The following is an 18,652-nucleotide window of genomic DNA, read 5'->3' on the forward strand; positions in this document are numbered from 1 at the left end:
GTTGACTGGGCAAGAAAGCATGTGGTACAAGTTGGGACTCAATGACGCGGGGTGGAGCAGTCTGGTAGCTCGTCGGGCTCATAACCCGAAGGTCACAGGTTCAAATCCTGTCCCCGCAACCAAAGAAAATCAAAGGGATCAGCCTCAATGGGCCGATCCCTTTTTTGCGTCTGATGTACCAGTATGTGTACTATGAGTCCTCCACCCTGGGGTCAGGTTCGACATTTGGACATGATGCCAATGCCACACGTACTGCGTTCATTTCCCTTGCGATAGTCTCATCGATTCTCGATTGCTGGAGCATTCTCTGGGCTGCCTTACTCAATGCGGAGACCTCGCGATTCAGCAGCTTGCTTAACTGCGTCAGGTGAAGGTGTGGCGCCTCGATGACCATTACAGCAGCTAGCGCTCTTGCCTCACTGAAAGGTCTAGCTTTGCCGGGTGATTGCAACTCCTCCTCCGTAATTCGGTACCGGTTGCAGATGACACTGATCAGGATAGAAAGCGTCCACTCCGGCGTCCGCTCCTGGTGTGAGTCCTGAAACGCTTCATCGACGAATTTATCGTCTCCGAGGAGACGTCCTTCGCATGTCCCGCTATGAAACTCGCTTCTTCTGCCCTCGTCAAGGCCTTCCCAAACGAACTGTCGGTATGCTTCTCTGCTCGATTCCACTGATTCTCCCATCAGGGAAAGCACCCAATCCGTTGTAAGCCAAGGGAGGACTTCCTCGCCAAGGTAAGCATGATGGCCGCTCCAAGAATATTCTTCAGGCACCTTCACTAGTTCCGCCCGCACCGGGTTCAGGTGAACATAACGGACAAGTTCAAGGAGATACTCGTCAGCATCCAGCAGTATTGCCTTATAACGTCCCTGGAAGATGTGGCCGGTACGACTCTGGGAGAAGTTGATCCATTTGGTGTAACGAAGCGCCAGGTTTTGCATGATGACCGAGAGGGGATCCTTGTTCACCTGCATGATGAGGTGAATATGGTTTGTCATCAAACAGAAGCCATGAATGCGGTAGTTGAATCGTTGGACCGACTCCTGTAGGAAAATGTAGAACTTGAAGCGGTCGCGTTTTTTGAAGAAGACAGGCTGGCCGGCATTACCGCGAAGGATAACATGATAGACGGCGCCCGGGTAATGGAGGCGTGGTTTACGAGGCATAAGGGAAGGGTACCGCGAGATGTCCAAATGTCGAACCTGACCCCATCGGGTTGCCCCAAATGTCGACCCCATCGGGTTGCCCCATCGGGTTGCCCCATCGGGTTGCCCATCGGGTTGCCCATCGGGTTGCCCCGAGCAATTCGCGCCATGCGGCAATGATATAAGGCGGATTTAATGTATCAAGGACTATCGGTATTGTGTCCCCGGAATGCCCCCCAGCAGTGAATGCCAAAGTAGTGGAAAAACATAATAATCTTGACATTACGCGGGGAGTGGTGTATGAGATCTCAGGCCTGCCGTAGGAGGGACTGATGGCAAATGGGCTCCTCATAGAAAGGTCATTCAACCCCTTGAATGACCTTTTTTCTTGTTTTTTAATAGATTATCTGTAGGCGCGACAAAATGAACTCAAAGAATCAATTCTTGCTCGTAGAGCCGGTAGCAAAAACACCATATCCGCCACTTGGTTTGATGAAAATATCTTCCATGCTCAAAGACTCGACCCCCGGATGCTCTGTGTTTTCTCAAGTTGGGAATGAGATTCCACATGGGCTAAGTAAGCCAGAAAAAGTGTTTATAACATCGTTGTTTACGTGGGATTTGCCCAAGGTCATCAACTCGATTCATTATTATAGACGGCAATTTCCTGATGCTGAAATCTGTGTTGGTGGTATAGCCGCGTCATTATTGCCTGAGGAAATAATGAGTGCGACCGGAATTATGCCTCATCAAGGTTTGTTGGAACCGGCAGAATCATATTCACCAGATTATTCTTTAACATTTGGGCGAAAAAATAAAACCTCAATTAGCTATACTACAAGGGGCTGCATTCGCAAATGCCAATTTTGCAACGTTAATAAACTTGAGCCTCAATTTCTTGTGAAAAATGAGTGGGAGAGGGATATAGATCTGAAACTTCCTCAAATTACTTTTTGGGATAACAACTGGCTTGCCTCTCCGAATTTCGAATTTGATATACAACGACTCGTTGAGATTAACAAAAAAATTGATTTCAATCAGGGGCTTGATGCAAGGCTTTATGATGAATCAGTCGCACAGATGCTGAGTAAAATCAATATAGACCCTATTAGATTTGCTTTTGACGATATAAAGTACGAGGCATCTATTCTTAAAGCAATTGAAATAGCCAAAAAATATTCAAATAAAGAAATTTCAGTTTACGTTTTGTATAATTTCAACGATACGCCAGATGAATTTTATTACAAAATAGACGTTTTAAACCGTAACAAGGTGTTGGTTTTTCCTATGGGGTATAGGGAACCAACTTCTTCCCAGCGAGTGATTCCCGGTAAATATTGGAATAAATACCTTTTGCGCGCACTTAAATTAACATTATTATTTTATTATAGACGGGGAATGATAACTGAGAAGAGGGAGTCGTTTCTTTCAATTTATGGTAGAAATCCTGATGAATTTAAATCTAAACTCTACCAAGTTTATGAATATGATAAAGAGATCAAGCGCAAGCCTGCCAATTGAGGAGGGTTATAATGCCTAATGAAAATGCAATACCTGTCAAAATGAAGATGGGTATTCTTCATACAATTGCAAACTCTATTTATGCAAGTCCTCAAGGCAAAGTTCGAGAAGCAGTAGCAAATGCTGTTGACAACAATGCTAGAAAGTTCCTCATTTTTGTTGACCGCCCAAGTGCTACTATTTCGCTTTTTGATGATGGAACCGGAATCAGTGCGGAGAAATTCAAGCAGATTTTTGCTAACTTAGGGTATGGCCTTGACAAGCCTAATCCTTCTTCTCTGTCATATTTTGGTTTAGGCTTGATGTCTATTATTCAACTTGGGAAAAAGGCCACTATTTATAGTAAAATAACTGGCGCAGTAAAATTGAGTGCATTGTCAATAAACGTTGAAAAAATATTTGATCATAAACATGAAAACGAGGATGTGAGCTTCCTAGAAACTTGCATTGAACCTTGGTCCCCTGAAGTTACCTCGCGAGAAGATAATTCAATATTGAAATCCAGCTACATAGAAAGCACTTTCGGCTATTTCCCTAGTACATTTACGGAGATTATTATCGAAGGAATCTCTCCGAAGATAATTGATGATATTGCCTCAATAGCGTTTCGCTCGGAGTTGCAGAAATTATTACCGTTGAAAGTAAGAGAAAATGAAGAATTTTTTGTAAAAATGACTGATTTAGATGCTAAGGAAAAAATTATCGAAATTTTGAATGATCCTGGTTATTGTCCGACTGTTGATGTTTTTTATGGTGTCGAAAATGAAATTGTAATAGAGCAACTTTGGAAGTATTTTCCGCAATTAAAGAGAAATTTAAGATACCACGAAATAGAAATTATTGTTGAGGAAAAAAGTAATTTTGCGATCTACATTTTAAAAACAACAGAGGATTTGGAAGACACAGGAAAAGACAGTACTGAAACAGGATTTTGGGTTAGAAATCGTAACTTTCTGGTCAAGCCAGCTGATTTCCTGGAACAGCCTGGCTCCAGAAAGAAAATAATTCATGAGCCGCTAAAAAACTGGATTTTCGGTGAGATCTTTCACAAAAACATGAATGACTTCCTTGTTGTAGCCAGAGATGACTATGTATGGGATGCTCAAGGCTTTATTCAGTTTAAAGACGAAATTTCAAAAATAACAGAACCGCTCAATGCCGAGTTGAGAAAGGCATGGACAGCAAGCAACAAAATTGTAAAGACTATTGTTTCTCCTTTTCTTGAAATTTCAACACAAAAAGGCCCTTTTGAGCGAGCGGAAGAAACACTAAAGCAAATGGGAGCAGTCAGGGCCGTTAGTGATATAGACAGTCTGTTGAAGAAATTTGGAGAGCGTACTACGGGTCAATTGGACCAATATAACAAGATATCAGAGCTTGTTAACGAAGGAGCAGGAAGTATCACTCTTGCTGATGATAAAGAAGGCTTAGTTCAAATCTCTGCTGGTATTCCTGACGGTTACGTCAAGAAATGGGACTCAGATAATCAAAGAATAGTAGTTGAAATTTCGCCTAAAATATTTGAATCCAAAAAAGTTATTTTTTTGGGAAAGACGTTTGAAATGCATTTTGTTGCTGGAAAAAATGAAAGCACAGGCATTTCGGTTGATACAGAAAATAGTCTGATTCAGATAAATCCATTTAACCAACAACTGATGAAGTACTCAATTTCCTTTCTTGATATTTATGTGGCAATAGAAGTTGCAGACGCTTTATCAGGATCTAAAATGGAAATGAAAGATTATCTGGTTAACCTTTTAGGTCGGAAATTTAACGATACTACAAAGTACCTTGGAGCCTTGGGCGACGACTTAAGAAGGAAAACCCGGAGAAGGTGATGAATGCTGGCAAACTTGATATCAGCTCAAAGGAAAAGGCACTTATACTTTTTGCGGATGTTATCGATTCTTCAAAATACAGCTCTGTATTAGGTGTCCTCGAATACGGTAAGCAACTCCTTGAATTCAAGAAAAAGTTTCTTGAGTTAGGTAACCTTTTCTTTCCAGATGTGGGTGATAGAACAATTGCCTTTAAACGAGTTGAGGCTAGGGGGGATGAGGGTGTAGTTTTTTTTGTTCCTGAAGATTTGTCAGCCTATTCAGAGCTCGTTTATAATGCGGTGCAATTCTCTTTAGAATTAAAAGCAATTCTTGAGATTCATGGTGGACTAAACCCTTCAGGAACAGCCACAAGGGCTATGCAGATCGGTGTGGGGATTCACTATGGAGAAGTGGCTACAGTTGCTGGGTCTGTTCTAAATGAATCTGCAGGAAGATATCAATCTGTTATAACAGATATCATGGGGTACGAAATAAATTATGCCAAACGACTAGAGTCCTGTTCGCGAGTTGGCAAATTCTCTAATATTTTCTTGTCAAAAGATGCTGTAGCCTTGTTGGACGGGCATCCAATAGCTTATCAAAAGCATAATGTTTCACTGAAGAACATACACGATAACGAAGACGCTTATGAGGTCATGAGTGCCTATCTCGATAAAACTCCCTTCAGCCCTCTATGGTCTGATAAGGAAAAGTACATTGAAGCTTATGCGACAAAGGGTGCGAATCAGCAATCAATGCTGCGGCACCCGTGGCAGAAGGGGCTTGCAGTGTCTATCCTTGATTCCAGATTCAAGGAGGCCTTGACCGGGTCAATGAGAGCTAAATACTCTGAAATGCTATCAGATATTGCCTGGGGGAATCCAGTGGAGGATGACCCCATTTTGCTTTATCGAAGGGCCATGGAATGCCTAGAAAAAGGCAAGTTAACGCAATGTGCGAGATATTTGAAAGAGATCCTCCACGCGCATCCTTACTTTATACATGCCAAAATTAAATTGATAAAAACCTGTTGGGAAATTGCTCAAAGTAAAGCAGAATCAGCCGAAAAAATTTTTGCAAGGGATATCGCGGATGAATTTCTACATAATTTCCCTGATTATCTTGATGATGAAGAAAGGGAACTTTGTAGAAGTATTCTCGCCAAATAATTGACGATAATCGAGTCTTGTGATTTCACTTTCTTTTTTGATTTTTCATCATCTTTTCGTATTTCCCTCGCTTTTTCACTTTGGATTGAAACCTTTCAAGCTCAACTTTTAGTGCTGATATTTCATCTTCTCTTTTTTTTATCACTAAAGCTGCATCCCTTAATTGCTGTTCACGTGTCGTGATTTCCTCGTTCGCTATCGTAGTAGCTATTGATTCTCGTATTGCCTTATCATACTTGAAATAAAGGGCTGTAGCTTCATCATAAAATCCCTCATAGTCGACTTGCTCAGAGTCATCCTGGAGGTGTTTGTACTTATCCTTGATATATGCAAACTTCTTGTCTAAAATAACATCTGACAAAACTTTAAATTCTTTTCGATTTTCAATGCTTGTACTGAGGTAATATCCTACGATTTCTTTGAAATCCGTTTCCTTGTAGAGCTCTGAATGTATAACAGAGCCCAAAAGGAAGTTGGGCATTTGCACCGGGGCTTTCGTCATCAGATTGTCGATGAATAGGTACGGTAGCATGAAATCGTAAAATTCCTTAACTGTGACTAGAAATTCGAATTTTCCTGGGAACCGTCTCCTAATTTTAGTAAGGCTATAATCGCATGTCACAAATAATTTCTTAGCCGAAAATGGGTTACTAGCACCATCTCGAAGTGAATTTAAGCAATTTGCATCGTGTAACACAAGTTTATGATATCTCTCCGTTGTTCCTCTCGGACGGAATTGACCTGTGTCTGGATCAAACTTTTTCTTGGCTTCGTACACTTCTTCATACAATTCTTTGATTTGCTCTTTTTGTAGAAACGGCTCTATGATGTCAAAAGTAATGCCAATATCTGCTAGTTCTTTCTCGACCGAACTTGGGGGATCTCCAGCATGATACTGTTTTCCTTTAGGCATTTTATGGATTGCGACACAAAACCTAAAATCATTCTTGTATCTGTGAGGGTTTGCTGAAAATTCTTTCCAGATCCATGGGGTATAATTAGAATAAAGATGCAGTTGGCCAGTAGAATATCGGTAAAAGGCACTTTCCAAAGATTCGTTGTACTCCTCGAGGCTACGGTCCAGCAGTATTACGGTAGCTTGCAAACTGTTTAATTTGTTTATAGTAAAATGGATTATATCGTGGTAGGTGCTACTTTCACAAAGATATGCATAGAATGTATTCGCATCTAAATAGATTTTTTTATCTTGAATTATTGACAATTGCCCTTTTGATAATTCATTGTTGCGGTTTAAGTAGTATAACATAAGTACGTTATGAAAGATTGAAGCAAGATATTCATTATTTTCGTTTGCTAATTTAGCTATGGATTCTAAAAAAATTCTTTTCAAGTAGGCCATCTCTTCATGACGATCTGGTATAACCAGACGAATAAACTTGAAAAAAACATAATCAAAATCTTTAGAATCTCTTAAACGCTCAAATAGTGTGCCTGTCGATCGAAAGTAATTTGCCATCATTCTAATTTCAAGAAATACCGCGCATAGGTATTCTTCAACTAGATGCTCAATAGAGAGTTTCTTGTCAATAATTTCTTTTTTAATACCAATTTTCTCGGCAAAGGTTTCAGCAATTGTCGAAATCGCATACTCTTTTGAACGGGCGAACGAGACCTTTAAACCTTCGATTCGTGATTTGACTCCTGATTTGTAAATTATGCAACCGGTTTCATCTTCCTCAATATATTGGGAATTAGTAATTATTTTTCCTATTTCATAATTACCTGGGTATGGAAAGGAGCGTTCAGCAAAACAAAGACTTATCTTTTCCAGATCTAAATTTTCAATAGAAGCAAGAAGTTCAAGAATTAGTGTTTCAATCGTGCGTTCTCTTACGTTGTCACTTATTGGGTCAGCAATGAATAGTGCATGAGCCAAATATGAATGGTCTATTATTCGAGGATTTTCATAATTTACCAGATAAGTTTCAACTTTTCTTTTAGGGGTCACATCTATAAGAATGGGTCTTATATATTGTACTAAAGTTGTATCACATTTATTTGTTACATCTGAGGTGACTCCAATCTGACCTTTTTGGAATTGCTTTTCAATTACAGAAATATTTTCAAAAATCTCTCCTAGTATTTGGATATTACTGGATCCTGTGACCGAAAAATAGCCATAATCGAGGACGGCTCTGCAATCAGGATATACATCAATGTTACCATACCAAAATTTCATAAATTCTATTGTGCTTCTGAGCGCTACTGTCACTTTGTCAAAAACGAGGTATACCGCATCACCTTCCTGGCAATAAAAAGTTCCTTCTGGATATGCGTTGCTTGCATGTGGGAAGATTTCCCTAATGGCATTTGTAAAGCTTTCAAATAATTTGTCTCTGGAAACACCCTTTTCACCACTGTTATTTTCCAAAAAAGTCTTTGATCCACACAAATCTATTTTGATCAGACATAAAAACGGCATTGTACCTCTCCTCTACGGTACCTCTCCTCTACGGTACCTATTCGTCACAGCTGGTTAAAAACCTAAGACCGATGCTCGGAATTTTCCGGCATAGCCAGTCCACATTACCACGCCAATTGGGCGTGGGTTTTACGTCACACTAAAATGGTTAGACGTGGCAGTTTTAAAAACTCTTGGCTTAAAATAATCATCTTGGCATACAAGAGCAATTTAGAAATTTGGTAGAAACCGATTTTGTTTTGTATTTTGATAGTCCCCAATAATGTATAAATAGAATAAATGGCAAGCCAACTAAAGCAATTCGTAGATATCTCTTCATCTCCTTAACCTTTGCAATCTTGCTTTCACGGATATAAGATACCTTTTGTACCTCATAGGCTAATTCATCAATAATTTCCTCTCCTGTGCTAAGTGACATGATACTATTCAAATAGTCGTCATAGGTAGGTTTTATAACCTCGACACCATTGATTTCTGAAATCTCACTTAGGTAAAACAGATTTTTCAATGCCTTACTTTTGAGAACGTGTTCAGAAGGATTTGTTTTTGGAAATACAACCTGTATGGCACAGTGAATAGTAAGTATGATAAAAAATGCTAGGTATATAACCAATATAATTGATATTATCTGTAAATGTACTGGAAAATTCCAAAAGTAATCAGAAAAATCAGTTAAACCGCTACTTAAAAGGGCAGCAATAAGACCAACAATAAATGTTGTTACTGAAGTCTTTGTATCAACAAAGCGAATAGTTTGTTGAGCATCCTCAAGTGCTTTATACAAAAATTCTATCTTCTTTTCTTGGATTTCCATAAGTTCTCCATGCTGGCTCGATGTTTGTCATACCTAACACCAAATGCAATGATGAGGTATATTTAATAGGTAAGGGCAGCTTTAAATGGTAATTTCCACTAGCTTTGTTCTAGTCTGGATATGAAAGGAAAAATTAGATAAAAATACTCCAATTCTTTTTGTTTCGCAAGCACAACCTTAGAACTTATTTTTTATTCAACGACCATTTTTCTGCCCTCATCGGCGTGAGTGGCGCCGGTTGGCCTGAACTCCCTGCCCATGGGGTTCCCTAATTCTTTTGGGATTGCCTCGGCGTTTTTTGTACACCCGCCGAGACTGTACACCAAAATTTGGGAAACATGGTAAGGATGGTTGACATGGGAAGCGGACTTGTGTTAGGTAACTACGCAATATAGCTGTAAGTAACCAAATTTATTTGAAACAGGGGAGGTGGGCCAATAGCGCTCATAACCCGAAGGTCACAGGTTCAAATCCTGTCCCAGCAACCATATAAAATCAAGGGGTTAACCGATTTCGGTTAACCCCTTTTTCTATTCCCGTCTACCAACTGTGTACCGTCTTTTACACACTCCCCTCCAAGGTACACCGCGAGATGTGAATTTCTTAGTGACAATGCCGACGTCGGCCTTCTCAACAACCGCCTCGGCACATCCAGATTCTGTCAAGACACACAGGTGTAAATCCTGATCTCCGGCTCCGCTGCGAGGCAGGGCTTCAAGGCAGTCACCACGTCATTTTTAAACAGGGAACTGCTCAGGTACTCTCGGGCCTGCTCCGCTTTTTCGAACCCATGCAGGACCTGAACATCCTCATCCCGCACCAGAAGCTCTTTGGACACTGCACCGGGAATGGTATTCAGGAAGGTATCCCTGTAAGTACGGTAAACCTGAGCCGCGGCATCCCGATGCTGCATCTCGATGCGTAAGGTTATCTGCAGATATGCTTTTGCCATAGTCGTCCTCCTCTCCCATATCGTTTGCTGACCCCTCCCGTCACTTTCGTCAGGCGAGGATTGTGCATCCTACTCCCCAGGAATGCTTGAATCAGGCCTTTCGAATGCGGGACCGGGAGTGAAAACGCCTTTCCATGGCTTGGCCTGGACATTCCGGAGGTCTATTTTGTAGTCAGAAGGGGTGGGTTCCGCCGAACAGTCGTAGGTCTTCCCGTCACTGTTCGGGGGACAGCAGACCCACATGCACGCCCCGCTGGCGCTACGGTAACCGAGCAGCAGTTCGTCGTGTCCGCAGTGTATCCCAGCCGGCGGCTTGGTTCCCACGCCGCATTGATTAAGGCCGATCAGCGCGTGTGCCGGGGACGTGGTCAAGGTGAGGGCAAATACAAGCAGGCCAAAGACTGAAGGTTTTGTTGGCATACGACACCTCCTTCCAGGCTGGGCATCCATGACAAAAAAGGGGTTAGCCGATGCGGCCGACCCCTTTTTTGTACGATGACTCACCTCATTTCTTTCCTTCCAGTCTTCTTATGACGTCTGCCACAAAATTCTCGCGGTCCAGGAAGCTCGCGTGCAATGCCCGGTTGTCCGTTCTCACTCTCTCTGTTTTCAAATCCGAAAGAGAGGATTCCAGTATTTCGATCAATGAAGCTGCTTCCTTTTCGTTTAACTCTAGGTATGCCATTTTTGCGTCCTCCCGACATGAGGTCTTTAGTCCCCCAGCATTGTGCCTTCCGGAGCCCGTCAATACGATAAGAAGTTTAGCGCCGACTACACGTAGCACAACGTAGGAAATGTTCGACTCTGGCCCGCCCCCTCGCAGCCGCATCCCCCCCACAACGCAAACAACCTAGGCCCGTCAAATCTAGCCAGTGTGAGACTTGCCCGTTCCATCGAAAAACGGGCAAGTGACTATTTCGCCGGCAGGCCTTGATCACCTGCACAAGTTACCGGCAGTCTCGATGCTTTGATTACCTCCGCAATTCCTAAACAGTAGAAATCTCGATGAAATAGCTGGATGTTACCTTGGCATGGTCAATGTAAGAGAAACGCTCAGGATGTCTCAACATGACATTCTGTGAAGGTTAACTCACCACTGGAGGGATGACGTCATGAAGCTGATAGAAGCTGTAATCACCAAGCTGAAGCTGCAGGAAGTTCGGGCCGCTCTCGATGACTTGGGTGTCGTCGATTTCATGGAGTCCTCAATAATTTGTCATCAGAAGGGGCAGGTAATGATCTTTCGTGGTGCCAAGTTCGTAGCGAATGTCGCTGATAAGGTGAAGCTGGAAATCATCTCTGCTGACGATTCCGCGGATAGAATCATTGAAGCAATCGGCTCCATCGTAAAGACCGGTCACCGGGAAGATTATCGGATGGCGATACGTCCCTACTATGAAGTGAACTGAGCACCTGGAAGGCAAAGGACCTACCACTTATGCCCCCTGTCACCGCCTCCTACTATAATCAGTGTGCCCGCAAGCTGCCCTGATCCCATGCTTCGTACGAGTTGTAATCGGCGCGGCTGGGGAGTTACAATGTGCACAGCAAGAGCATTGGACAAGGAGGTTAGACCATGTCGAAGATATTGGAATGCTCAAAAGTAGACCCGTCGAGTAACTGCAAGTTCATTGTTCGTGGAGAGACGGAAGAAGAGCTCCTCCAGAATGCAGCAGTCCACGCCCAGCAGCACGGCATCCGCGAAGTGACCCCGGAGCTGATGGAACGTGTAAAACAGAATATCCACGATGAATAACCAGCACGGGGCCTCCCCGAGGCTCCGCGCCCTCTCCCCTGTCCCCCCGAAGTATTTCAGACACCACCCTTTAGCTATGCAGTCGATTCAAGAGCGGTGAGCGGGCAGAGCTGTTTATTGCCAATGAATAGGTGGAGGCAGTACGGGGAACCAGGGTGGACAAAATGAGAACAACAAAGGGGTTACGGAAAAACTCGTAACCCCTTTTTCGTTCCTGGCCCTACCTCGTTTTGCCCCTGTAATGCTGAGCCCTTTCAAAGCGGGGGAGATCATTTACTGACAAAAATAGGTTTTTGACATGGCATTCCCAAAAGATCAAAATGGTCCTATAACCAGAAAAGGAGGAATCGCCATGCGCATGCTGATGAACGTGAAAATACCGAACACAGAGTTCAATGCCGCCGTGAAGAACGGCTCAGTCAGCAAGATCGTTAATCGCATCATTGAGGAGTGCGCTGCGGAAGCCGTCTATTTCACCGAAGAGCAAGGTTGTCGCGCCTGCATATTGGTGGTGAATGTCGACGAACCCTCGAAAATACCGCGCTTAGCCGAGCCCTGGTTTTTGAACTTCAATGCTGCCGTTGAATTTAAGATCGTCATGACGCCGGAGGAGCTGAGAAAGTCGGGCATTGATGAATTGGGACGAAAATGGACCTTGACTGAAAGGTGATAAGTACAGGACCCACATTAAATGGTTGACTCAGTCCCCCCCATTGCCGGTGGCAACCGCAAAATCCAGTATACTTTCTCGTGATTCTGGCTGTGTGAAAGGGGGCGGCGACATGTCGGACCAATGGGGCACCTGCCTGGCCCGGAAGTTGAGAATGCTTCTGACGTTCGTCGCAGTTTTCCTTGCCGGCACGGTATTCACGCCGTTGTCAAGCCAGGGGGCGTCCGCGAAGCAGGTTCTCGTCCTGCATTCCTATCACATGGGATTCAAATGGACGGATGACATGACGCAGGGCATCATGGCGGCGCTGCGGGATGAGGGCAAGTCCGTCCAGGTCCGCTATGAATACATGGACACCAAGCGTGTCTCCGATCCCGCCTATTTCGAGATCCTCCACGAGACCTACAAACACAAGTACCTCACCTTGGGGTTCGACGTCATCATCGCAACGGACAACGATGCCTTCGACTTTCTCAAGAAGTACCGGGACACCCTCTTCCCCCTCACGCCGGTGGTCTTCTGCGGCGTGAACTATTTCGAGCCATCCCAGTTGGAGGGGCAGACGCTCTTCACCGGCGTCAACGAGGCAGCCGATATCAAGGCCACCCTCGACCTGGCCCTGCGGCTCCATCCCGCTACCCGCCGGATCGTCGTGATCAACGACACTACGACCACCGGCCGCATCGTGCACAAGGAGGTAGAACGCCTGATCCCTGCCTATCAAGGGAAGGTCCGCTTTCAGTTTCTGGAAGAGCTCGAGATGCCGGAAATTCTGAAGGCGGTGCAGCAGTTGGGGCCGGACAGCCTGGTCTTCTTTGGCCTCTTCTTCAGGGACAAGGCGGACAACTTTTTTGACTACGACGAAGCGATCTCCCTGATCGCCGAGCATTGCCCGGTTCCCATCTACGGGGTCTGGGATTACTATCTCGGCTACGGGTTATTGGGAGGGATGCTGACCAGCGGCTACTACCAGGGGGAAACGGCCGGCCGGATGGCGCTCCGCATCCTGCGGGGGGAAAAGGTCGAGAATATCCCGGTCGTCATGAAAAGCCCCAACCGCTACATGTTCGATTACCGGCAGTTGCAGCGTTTCCACATCGACACGTCCGCCCTGCCGGCGGGGAGCATCATCATCAACCGGCCGAGCTCCGTGTATCACGTTACCCGCGAGGTGTTCTGGGGGGCAGTTGCCGCCCTGGCCGTTTCTGTCCTGATCATCTCGTCTCTGCTCTATACCATGGCGATCAGGCGGCGGGCGGAACGCGAACTGCAAAAAGCCGCGGTAAAGTACCGGATCGTAGCGGACAATACCTACAACTGGGAATTCTGGCTCGATCCGGAGGGGCGTTTCTTGTACACGTCACCTTCCTGCCAGCGGATCACCGGCCACACGGCCGGGGAGTTCCATGACGACCCCGGCCTGCTGCAGCGGATCATCCACCCGGACGACAAGGGGCCTTTCTCCGGCCACCTTCACGATGTCGCACGGAAACCGATGGTTGGCGATCTGGAATACCGCATCGTCCGCCACGACGGAGACATCCGTTGGCTCCAGCACGTATGCCTCCCCGTTTTCGACGACAACGACAGCTTCCTGGGCACGCGAGCCAGCAACTCGGACATCACCGAGCGCAAGCGGGCCGAGGAAAGAAGCCTGCGACTGGCGGCAATCGTGGATTCATCAGATGACGCCATCATTGGTAAAACGCTGGACGGAACCATCACCAGCTGGAACAAGGGGGCTGAAAGGATATTCGGCTACACCGAGGAAGAAATGATCGGCACCTCGGTAACGCTACTGATACCGCCTGAACATCGGGACGAGGTGGCCCTGGTTCGGGACAGGATCGTAAGTGGTGGGCACATCGAACACTTCGAGACCGTACGCATCAGAAAAGACGGGGAACGGATTTACATCTCTCTCACCTTTTCTCCGGTCCTGGACGGGCAAGGGAGGATCGTTGCCGTATCGACGATAGGACGCGACATCACCGAACTGAAAAAGGCGCAGGGCATGCTCCTGGAAAATGCCCGGATCAATCGGGAACTGGAGATTGCCCAGGAGATCCAGCAGTCGTTCCTGCCGACCTGCCCCCCACAACTCCCCGGCTTGCTCATGGCTTGCTGTTGCCTCCCCGCTGCCCACGTGGGAGGGGATTATTACGACTTCTTTACCCCCGGGAAGGGGCTCGTAGATTTGGTCATCGCGGATATCACCGGTCACAACGTCGGTGCGGCCCTATTGATGACCGGAACACGCAGCGTTCTTCACGCCAAGGTCGGTGGAGGCCGTTCGCCAGGGAAGGTTCTCGCAACCGTGAACGACCTGCTTCATGACGACCTTAGCCGGGCGGAACTGCAGATCAGCATGTTCTATGCGCGCTTTGACAAGGAAAACCGCACGCTGGCCTACGCCAATGCCGGCCACAATCGACCGTTACTGTACCGGTCCAGGGATGGCGTTTTGGAGGAACTCGATGCCGATGGCCTGCTGTTGGGGGTAATAACAGGGGTGAACTTCGAAGAGAAGATCATTGGGGTGGATAGCGGCGACATCCTGCTCATGTACACAGACGGCGTTACCGAGGCGGAAAATGCCCAGGAAGAATACTTTGGCACCGGACGCCTTGGCAGCACCGTTTCCGCTAACTATCGGCGCCACCCGCAGGGGATCATAGACGCGGTCTTGGAAGGGCTGGCAACCTTCAGCGGCGCCAAACCCCGCGCCGATGATGTCACCATGGTTGCCATCAAAATTACCTAGGAAATTGACTGGAGGCAGGGCGGGCAGCCTTCACCTGCAAGTTGTCACCGCCAGAGCTCGTCCGGAAGTTTCCCGCCGCTAAGCAGGATTTCCCTGTATTCCGGATGTTCCGAAAAGCCTATAACGCCGACTCCGACGTCTATGCTGCGGTCGTCGAGGCCCTGTAACTTAAGCGCCCGGGCCAGCGCCGAGAACGCTGCATCGAAGGCGGCGCGACGTAGCAGGTCCGTCGGTACCAGCCGGACCTCGTCGGTGATGCCCGGGGACATCGCCTCCCGGCAGCTGTCGCGGTCGAGGGAGGAGCCCCCATGACATTGTATCGGCCGTACAGGATGGATGTTGCAATCCCCCGCATCGCTGAGCATGGGGCAGGTGATGTGTTTGGCAATCCGCTCATCATCGTCCATCCAACGGTTCCAGGCCCTGTGCAGTGCCAGGCGTTTCAGCACGGAGTTCAACTCCGATGGCGAAAGGTGTTCGCTTATCCAATCCGCGATGACCAGGGCTTCAGGAAGGAGAACCGCCACGTTCAGCACACAGCAGTGAGGGCAGCCGGCGGTGCAGGCCATCTGCCGACCGATGCAGCTCGTCTCCCCAGCTGCCGCACATGCGTTGAGGGCCGCCGTCAACGATGCTTCGCCCCCGCCGGCAAGAGTGGTCACCAATGTTGCGGTAAGATCTGATTCGAACGTTTCGGCATTCCACGCGTCCTGTAGCATATCCACTAGCCTCATATGGAGTTAAGGGTCATCCAGCTCACTAGCGGCTTGTCACGTTACAGTCGCCGTCGAGACTTTACCCACTTCCAGCACCGGCTGCCTAAGGAAGATAGTGTAGCCTCTTCTGCATTATTCTCAATACGTTCGATCGTGTCTTCTTTGTACAATCCGGTGTACACTTCCCCGTCTCTCAAAATCTCTGCTGATCCAGCCCCCCGACAGGGTTGCTTGTCGCCCACATTGTGATACCTCTTGTGGATGGGATCCAATGACTTCCCCGGGAAAGGCCAAGTGCCACTAAAGGAGTCGAACCATGATGATTAACCGCAAAATCTCCGGCATCGCGTGCGGCTGTTTCTTAGCAGCCACCCTCCTCCTTTGCGGAGTTACCACCTTTGCGGCCGAAAGCAAAGTGCAGCCGCTCTCCATCTCGATGGAGGGTTACCCTTACCCGTACCCGGTGAGCTTTCTCCCCCTGACGATCGAGGGACAGGACCTGCGCATGGCTTACATGGATGTGCCGCCGCAGGGGCAGCCGAACGGCAGGAGTGTGGTCCTGCTGCACGGGAAGAACTTCTTCGGCGCCTACTGGCGCGAGGCCATCGAAGTCCTGGCCAAAAAGGGGTACCGCGTGGTGGTGCCTGACCAGATCGGCTTCGGCAAGTCCGCCCGCCCCAACATCCACTACAGCTTCCATCTCTTCGCAGCCAATACCAAGAAGCTGCTCGACCACCTCGGCATCAAGCAGGCCGCCGTCGTGGGGCACTCGATGGGGGGCATGGTCGCGGCACGCTTTGCGCTTCTCTACCCGGAGACAGTGACCGCCCTGGTGCTGGAAAATCCGATCGGACTGGAGGATTACCGGGACCTCGTTCCTTACGTCTCCCTGGAGGAGGCCTATCAGAACGAGTTGAAGGCCACTCCGGAGAATATCGACAGGTATATCCGGAGCTACTTCGTGACCTGGAAGCCGGAGTACGAGGAGTACGCCATGGTGCCGATCCGGATGCGGCTTAGCGGCGAGTATCCGCGCCAGGCTCTGTCGTCGGCGCTTACCTACCAGATGATTTACGAGCAGCCGGTATGCCACGAACTACAGTACATCATGGCGAGAACCCTGCTGATCATCGGACAGGCGGACCGCACGGTGGTCGGCAAGGCGCGGATGAAGAAGGAACTCCTGCCACTGGCAGGGAACTATCCGGAGCTTGGCCGCTCGGCAGCGGCGACCATACCGAACGCCACCCTGGTCGAGATACCAAACGCCGGGCATATTCCCCGTTTCGAGAATCCGACGCGCTATTACGACGAACTGCTCCGTTTCCTGGCGATGTAGCTAACGGTATGCAGAGGCTGGCAAGTCTTCAGTGGAATCGGAGCCTTGCCAAAAATCACCCCCCCTGCACCTTCAGCCGCTTGTTGAGGGTCTGGCGGCCCATGCCGAGGATGCTGGCGGCCAGCCCCTGGTTCCCTCTGGAGAGCTTCATGGCCTCGCTGATCATATACTCCTCGATCTCGTCCACGGTCGGGAAGTGGCCGAAAATGGCGCAGAGGGGATTGTCTCCCTTCATGGCGTCGGCTGCGGAAATGCCGAGTGCCGGACGCTCGTCGCCGATGACGGCCCGGAAGGTCTCCATGGAAAGGACCCCGCCCTTGTGCCTGAGCACGGCGTCGAAGACCAGGGCCTCCAGTTCCCTCACGTTTCCGGGATAGTGATACAGGGCGAGGAGCACGGCGAGTTCAGGCGGGGGTGTCGGTTTCCTCTTGTTGAGCCTGTCGGCGGCGATGCCCAGGAAGTGATCGAGCAGCAGCGGGATGTCGTCCAGCCGCTCCCTGAGCGGGGGCAGATGGACCCGGTGGCCGCAGAGACGGTAGTAGAGGTCGTTTCTGAACTTCCCTTCCTTGATGCGCTGGAGAAGGTCGCGGTTGGTGGCCAGCACGATGCGGGCGTCGCTCTTCTTGATGAAGTCGGAGCCGGCCGGGTAATACTCCTGCTCCTGCAACAGCCGCAGCAGCTTGATCTGCGACATCTCGTTCAGGTCGCCGATCTCGTCCAGAAAGAGGGTCCCTCCCGCCGCCCGGGTGATGAGGCCGTCGCGGGGCTGGTCGGCGCCGGTGAAGGCTCCCTTGCGGTGGCCGAAGAGGGTGTCGGAGAACATGTTGTCGTCGAGCCCGGCCACGTTGAGCGCGACATATTCCCCGGTGCAGCCGCTCATGTTGTGGATGGCGCGGGCCACCAGTTCCTTCCCGGTCCCCGTCTCGCCGGTGATCGTCACCGGCTGCCTGGTCCCGGCGATCACCTCCAGGTACTGGAAGATGGCGCGCATCCCCTTGTTGCCGGTCACGATGCTCTGGAAGGCCTCGGGGTGGTCCAGCCGGTCGGTGAAGAGGTAGTGCTTGAGGACGGAGAGTTCGCTGGAAAGGGAGCGCATCTCCAGCGCCTTCTTCACCGCGGTCACCAGTCGCTTCACCTCGATCGGCTTGACCAGGTAATCGAAGGCCCCTTCCTTGATGCAGTTGACGACCAGCTCGACATCGTTATTGGCGGTGGCCAGTATCACGGGAATCTGCGGGTGGCGGGAGATGATCTGGGGGAGGAGTTCGAGGCCGGTCGGGTGGGGCATGCGCAGGTCCAGCACGATGACGGCCACTTCCTCGCTCGCCAGGAGGTCCATCACCTTGAGGCTATCGCTTTCGGTCAGGACATCCTGGTATCCGCTTGCGTTGAGGCAGCCTTTGCAACTGGCCAGGATCTGCGCTTCGTCGTCGACCAGCAGTATACGTTGCAGGTGCTTGTTTTCGCGTATCACCCTCTCGCTCCTTCCGTCGATTTCCCGCGGGGCCGGCGGAGGAGAGGCTTGCCCGCCAGCCCCATGG

General features: G+C 48.6%; 15 protein-coding genes and 1 tRNA gene. 9 read left to right on the top strand and 7 right to left on the bottom strand.

What is annotated here, in order from left to right:
- The first annotated feature begins 45 nt into the window (after positions 1-45).
- A tRNA-Met gene (locus AC11W3_RS15995) sits at positions 46-122 on the top strand.
- Between the two features lie 68 nt (positions 123-190).
- Here the strand turns inward: AC11W3_RS15995 and AC11W3_RS16000 are convergent.
- Positions 191-1,195 (bottom strand): transposase, encoded by a 1,005-nt coding sequence (locus AC11W3_RS16000; protein WP_484088669.1) that lies wholly within the window; start codon positions 1,193-1,195, stop codon positions 191-193.
- Between the two features lie 375 nt (positions 1,196-1,570).
- On the opposite strand from AC11W3_RS16000, the gene AC11W3_RS16005 reads away from it, so the two are divergent.
- The 3 genes from AC11W3_RS16005 to AC11W3_RS16015 are packed head-to-tail and all read left to right on the top strand — an operon-like array spanning position 1,571 to position 5,657.
- Positions 1,571-2,668: a radical SAM protein gene (locus AC11W3_RS16005; RefSeq protein WP_484088668.1), complete on the top strand. Its 1,098-nt coding sequence runs from the start codon at positions 1,571-1,573 to the stop codon at positions 2,666-2,668.
- 11 nt (positions 2,669-2,679) lie between these two features.
- On the top strand, positions 2,680-4,506 hold the full coding sequence (locus AC11W3_RS16010; RefSeq protein WP_484088667.1) for an ATP-binding protein: 1,827 nt from the start codon (positions 2,680-2,682) through the stop codon (positions 4,504-4,506).
- Complete coding sequence (locus AC11W3_RS16015) at positions 4,506-5,657, top strand: adenylate/guanylate cyclase domain-containing protein (RefSeq protein WP_484088666.1); 1,152 nt, start codon at positions 4,506-4,508, stop codon at positions 5,655-5,657. The genes AC11W3_RS16010 and AC11W3_RS16015 overlap by 1 nt, the downstream gene beginning before the upstream one ends.
- A 25-nt stretch (positions 5,658-5,682) precedes the next feature.
- On the opposite strand, the gene AC11W3_RS16020 is transcribed toward AC11W3_RS16015, so the two are convergent.
- From AC11W3_RS16020 to AC11W3_RS16035, 4 genes are all read right to left on the bottom strand, one after another.
- Positions 5,683-8,100, bottom strand: a complete 2,418-nt coding sequence (locus AC11W3_RS16020; RefSeq protein ID WP_484088665.1) for a hypothetical protein — start codon at positions 8,098-8,100, stop codon at positions 5,683-5,685.
- A gap of 187 nt (positions 8,101-8,287) precedes the next feature.
- Positions 8,288-8,914, bottom strand: a complete 627-nt coding sequence (locus AC11W3_RS16025; RefSeq protein WP_484088664.1) for a Pycsar system effector family protein — start codon at positions 8,912-8,914, stop codon at positions 8,288-8,290.
- A gap of 661 nt (positions 8,915-9,575) precedes the next feature.
- The gene (locus AC11W3_RS16030; protein ID WP_484088663.1) at positions 9,576-9,866 is read right to left on the bottom strand and encodes a hypothetical protein; all 291 of its coding nucleotides are present in this window, start codon (positions 9,864-9,866) and stop codon (positions 9,576-9,578) included.
- A 505-nt stretch (positions 9,867-10,371) separates the two neighbouring features.
- Entirely contained in the window at positions 10,372-10,551 is a 180-nt protein-coding gene (locus tag AC11W3_RS16035; protein ID WP_484088662.1) for a hypothetical protein, read from the bottom strand.
- Positions 10,552-10,978: 427 nt separating this feature from the next.
- Here AC11W3_RS16035 and AC11W3_RS16040 point away from each other — a divergent pair, with 427 nt between their 5' ends.
- The 4 genes from AC11W3_RS16040 (at position 10,979) to AC11W3_RS16055 (ending at position 15,056) form a co-directional block, all read left to right on the top strand.
- Complete coding sequence (locus AC11W3_RS16040) at positions 10,979-11,275, top strand: P-II family nitrogen regulator (RefSeq protein WP_484093343.1); 297 nt, start codon at positions 10,979-10,981, stop codon at positions 11,273-11,275.
- 167 nt (positions 11,276-11,442) lie between these two features.
- Positions 11,443-11,622 (top strand): DUF1059 domain-containing protein, encoded by a 180-nt coding sequence (locus AC11W3_RS16045; protein WP_484088660.1) that lies wholly within the window; start codon positions 11,443-11,445, stop codon positions 11,620-11,622.
- A 352-nt stretch (positions 11,623-11,974) separates the two neighbouring features.
- Entirely contained in the window at positions 11,975-12,292 is a 318-nt protein-coding gene (locus AC11W3_RS16050; RefSeq protein WP_484088659.1) for a panthothenate synthetase, read from the top strand.
- 112 nt (positions 12,293-12,404) lie between these two features.
- On the top strand, positions 12,405-15,056 hold the full coding sequence (locus AC11W3_RS16055) for an ABC transporter substrate binding protein (protein ID WP_484093344.1): 2,652 nt from the start codon (positions 12,405-12,407) through the stop codon (positions 15,054-15,056).
- A 44-nt stretch (positions 15,057-15,100) separates the two neighbouring features.
- On the opposite strand, the gene AC11W3_RS16060 is transcribed toward AC11W3_RS16055, so the two are convergent.
- Complete coding sequence (locus tag AC11W3_RS16060; protein ID WP_484088657.1) at positions 15,101-15,775, bottom strand: YkgJ family cysteine cluster protein; 675 nt, start codon at positions 15,773-15,775, stop codon at positions 15,101-15,103.
- 316 nt (positions 15,776-16,091) lie between these two features.
- On the opposite strand from AC11W3_RS16060, the gene AC11W3_RS16065 reads away from it, so the two are divergent.
- Positions 16,092-17,111 (top strand): alpha/beta fold hydrolase, encoded by a 1,020-nt coding sequence (locus AC11W3_RS16065; RefSeq protein WP_484088656.1) that lies wholly within the window; start codon positions 16,092-16,094, stop codon positions 17,109-17,111.
- Between the two features lie 55 nt (positions 17,112-17,166).
- On the opposite strand, the gene AC11W3_RS16070 is transcribed toward AC11W3_RS16065, so the two are convergent.
- Positions 17,167-18,585 carry a sigma-54-dependent transcriptional regulator gene (locus AC11W3_RS16070; RefSeq protein WP_484088655.1) on the bottom strand — a complete coding sequence of 473 codons (1,419 nt, stop codon included), beginning with the start codon at positions 18,583-18,585 and terminating at the stop codon, positions 17,167-17,169.
- Positions 18,586-18,652 lie beyond the last annotated feature (67 nt).

The sequence above is a fragment of the Geomonas sp. genome, assembly GCF_056994735.1.

What these genes read in the sequence shown, in the direction of transcription:
- AC11W3_RS16005 (WP_484088668.1), top strand. Translation starts at nt 1,571, where the DNA reads ATGAACTCAAAGAATCAATTCTTGCTCGTAGAGCCGGTAGCAAAAACA.
- AC11W3_RS16010 (WP_484088667.1), top strand. Translation starts at nt 2,680, where the DNA reads ATGCCTAATGAAAATGCAATACCTGTCAAAATGAAGATGGGTATTCTT.
- AC11W3_RS16015 (WP_484088666.1), top strand. Translation starts at nt 4,506, where the DNA reads ATGAATGCTGGCAAACTTGATATCAGCTCAAAGGAAAAGGCACTTATA.
- AC11W3_RS16020 (WP_484088665.1), bottom strand. Translation starts at nt 8,100, where the DNA reads ATGCCGTTTTTATGTCTGATCAAAATAGATTTGTGTGGATCAAAGACT.
- AC11W3_RS16025 (WP_484088664.1), bottom strand. Translation starts at nt 8,914, where the DNA reads ATGGAAATCCAAGAAAAGAAGATAGAATTTTTGTATAAAGCACTTGAG.
- AC11W3_RS16030 (WP_484088663.1), bottom strand. Translation starts at nt 9,866, where the DNA reads ATGGCAAAAGCATATCTGCAGATAACCTTACGCATCGAGATGCAGCAT.
- AC11W3_RS16035 (WP_484088662.1), bottom strand. Translation starts at nt 10,551, where the DNA reads ATGGCATACCTAGAGTTAAACGAAAAGGAAGCAGCTTCATTGATCGAA.
- AC11W3_RS16040 (WP_484093343.1), top strand. Translation starts at nt 10,979, where the DNA reads ATGAAGCTGATAGAAGCTGTAATCACCAAGCTGAAGCTGCAGGAAGTT.
- AC11W3_RS16045 (WP_484088660.1), top strand. Translation starts at nt 11,443, where the DNA reads ATGTCGAAGATATTGGAATGCTCAAAAGTAGACCCGTCGAGTAACTGC.
- AC11W3_RS16050 (WP_484088659.1), top strand. Translation starts at nt 11,975, where the DNA reads ATGCGCATGCTGATGAACGTGAAAATACCGAACACAGAGTTCAATGCC.
- AC11W3_RS16055 (WP_484093344.1), top strand. Translation starts at nt 12,405, where the DNA reads ATGTCGGACCAATGGGGCACCTGCCTGGCCCGGAAGTTGAGAATGCTT.
- AC11W3_RS16060 (WP_484088657.1), bottom strand. Translation starts at nt 15,775, where the DNA reads ATGCTACAGGACGCGTGGAATGCCGAAACGTTCGAATCAGATCTTACC.
- AC11W3_RS16065 (WP_484088656.1), top strand. Translation starts at nt 16,092, where the DNA reads ATGATTAACCGCAAAATCTCCGGCATCGCGTGCGGCTGTTTCTTAGCA.